The following is a 3,174-nucleotide window of genomic DNA, read 5'->3' on the forward strand; positions in this document are numbered from 1 at the left end:
CACCTTTTGATGTATTTTAGAAAGATGTCCATATCGTAAAACCAGGTATTTAACCGGTTAAACTCATTCCCAAAAAAAGCATTTAAACCCGGCGCTTTATTATCAGCCGGCTGGCTGATGTATACATGCAGCAGCGTGTTATTTATTCCCTCTGTAAAAAAACGGTCGGCCCGCTGTTTCATTACCGCGGGGTAACGCGAAAATGGAGCGCCTGCGCAGGTAAAGGATTCAGCAGATACTTTTGTTTTACCATAAATGTGCGCGGCAGATGATGCAGCCCTGTTCTCGATATCACCCAGGCTGCCTTCACTCCAAAACTCACCGCCAATCTCGTCAGACTGCCCGCCGTATTGCAGGAACTCGCCCGGAAAACCCCAGTGCCCGTAATTTTCCAGCCAGGTTCTAAGGCCGTGCTGATGGCTTATTTCCCGCAATCCGCCTACATATTCGTAAGCTACATTATCTGCTATCAAACGTCTTACATCCCACAAAAAACGGTCTGACTGATCTGCGCTGCCAACTACGCTGCCCTGCATCACAGGTATATAGGGTACCGGATCATAACCATAGGTGTGTTTAAACTTTTCAATGAAATCATCTGTCCAGTTCTGGCCGCCGGTTTCATAACTGTCTTCCACGGTTACCTTCCATGTTTTACGGTCTTCGGCAGGTATGCGCCTGAGAATTTCTCCCAGGTAGGCGTCAAAATGCGCTTTGATATGTTTACTGCTCATCTTGTCAGCTTCCAGGCCGGTACCCTGTGGTGATGCTGGCGCATTATGTACCTGGGTGGGCGTCATGCCGCTGCGCTCTATTACCCAGTTACCGGCAGGTACATCCCAGCTAAGTGTACCATCTGCAGTCATGTACCTGGAAATATCCATCACCTTGGCCGGGTCAATAACACCTTCCTTACCGGCAGCAGGCGGCGCCGGCGCCCATTGGTAAGCATCCCAGTAAGGGAAGGGTGTTTGCCACATTTTAGCAAAGGTTTTTTCTATGTAATCTTCAACTACCTGCCCGGGAGATAACTTAATTTCTGCAATGCCGCAGTTGTTTGAATACTTGTTAAATACCAGCCTGAAGTTTTGCGAGGTAGTAGCCGGTATTGCTATTGCACCCGGGCCGTAAGGGTTAAAGCCAACATTAAGCTGGCTATTGCTGCGGTCTACGGTAAAGTGTTTTATGGTGGTGTAGGTACCGTTGATCCTGGCCTGTAGCTCGCCACTGAGGCTCATTTCATGCTGAGTGGGTACAATTACCAGGCTGCGTACTATATATGGTTGTTCCAATGCAATGTTTATAGTGTAAGGGACGGACTGTGTTAATACAATGCCGGTAGTATCATTGCCATCTACTAATTTACTTAACCCATCCAGGGCCGGTGTGCTTGTCAGAAGCGATTTTTTAGAGGCGATGTTTTCTTCGAAAAGCGGATCTGCCGGATAGGCGATGAGCTTCACATCCTGGAAATCTTTTGCAGGTTGATCCAGCTTCCTGCTGAGTTTTACCGGGCCCTTTACCATGATCCTGGAAGCGGTAAGATAACGCATGGCCTGTTCCGGCTTAACCCATGGGCCTCCGGACTGGCTCCAGCCGGGGCTGTTAAAGATCCCGATCTCTATATTCAGCTCTGTTGCTTTTTTGAGCGCTGTATGCAGGATGTCCCACCACTCCGGAGTAAATATTTTTACTTTCCCGGCAGGTACATCATCCTGCCAGATATTGCCGATAAAAGCCCTGTTGATCCCGACCTTTTTCATGGATTCAAGATCGCGGATCACTCCTTCTTTAGAGAGATTATCTGAGATCCAATACCAGTAAATACTGGTTTGTACGGTATCGGGAATGTTAGTGAAAACATCTTCGAGGCCGGATAAAGGTTTTACTGCATTGTTGGACAACAGCTGCTTTTTTGTTGAACAGGCGCCCCATGCGAGGCCTGTTAACAATATTAAAGAACGGATCGTATTCAGGTGTTTAATAAACGGCATTCCTCAGGATCTTTTAATATTTATGGTTAACAAACCTGTACGGTAGCAACTTTCAGGATCTCGCCCAGCTTTTTGATCTTTGATGCAATATGGCCGCGCCCTATGGCGCAATGATGTGCGGGCCCCTGTTTGTTCCAGGATTCAACAAAACTCCGGGCCCCACCAGGGAACCGGTAGCGGCTGTTGGTATTGCCAATTTCCAAAATGGGGCCCGGCACGGATCCGCCTTCTGCAACCAGCAGCTTAAGTGCGCCATCGCCGGTTTCTACTACCGACAGTAAGGTAACCGGTCCGTAGCAAACCGACATTTCTACGGACAATCCGTTGCCCACTTTACCATGATATACCTGTAAAGGTTTAAGCTTGATCCTGCCTTCAGCTATGCCCGGATGGCAGGGCCCATCATGGCCCATTAACACTACATCATCGTTATAGTCCATGGCATAGTATTCAGTGAAGGAGCCGCCTGCGCCAAAGCTATCCATGATCTTCATGGCCTGGGCATTCTTGATCTCATACTCACCGGCCACGGGAATATTTTTACCTGTTAACAGTGAGTTACCTACTATTACGGAGCTCACTGTATTTTCATTAGCCGCATTGCCGCTTCCTTTATGATAATAGGCGAGTGAGCCCAGCTGATATTTATATACCAGCTTATCCAGCGCTACAGCGGTTTGCGCGGCACGTTTCAATTCTGAAGGCGAACAATCGGATTGTACATCAAAGGTTTTTTCAATCTCCTGCAATTTGACTGTGATCTCTTCTGCGGTTACCAATTCGCGCAAGCCTGAGAGCTCATCTACCTCTATCACTTCCATATGCCCGCCAAAGGTGGCGCACTGCAGGGTAAGATCCGTGTAAATATCCATCATGCCCCCATAGTAGTTACCCATTATACCCAGCCTGTTGTGATACATGATCCGCGCCACCCTTGCTGCATCTATCCAATCTTTAACCTCGTTCCAAACGTGCGGATCGTTGTTAAGCATGCCGGTTACCTGGTAAAAGGGGATCTTACAACGGTTGAACAGGTTGGCTATTTCCGGTACTGAACAGGAGGAACAATGCGCCAGCCATTCACCGGTCATGGCGGTGCGGTCCTTTAGCTGATTAAAGCTGTTATAATCTATACTTGCTTCCGGCGAGAGGTTTAACACAATAACCGGCACATTTGCTT

Annotated in this window: 2 protein-coding genes; both read right to left on the minus strand. The window is 48.1% G+C overall.

The window, feature by feature from the left end; all coding sequences use genetic code 11:
- On the minus strand, positions 1 to 1,994 hold a 1,994-nt coding region (locus VIM87_RS03610), incomplete at its 3' end, for a glycosyl hydrolase (RefSeq protein WP_331995648.1).
- Positions 1,995 to 2,020: 26 nt separating this feature from the next.
- The coding region (locus VIM87_RS03615; protein WP_331995649.1) for an arabinose isomerase at positions 2,021 to 3,174 on the minus strand (1,154 nt) is incomplete at its 5' end.

The organism is Chitinophaga sp. (assembly GCF_036569125.1).
Classification (GTDB): domain Bacteria; phylum Bacteroidota; class Bacteroidia; order Chitinophagales; family Chitinophagaceae; genus Chitinophaga.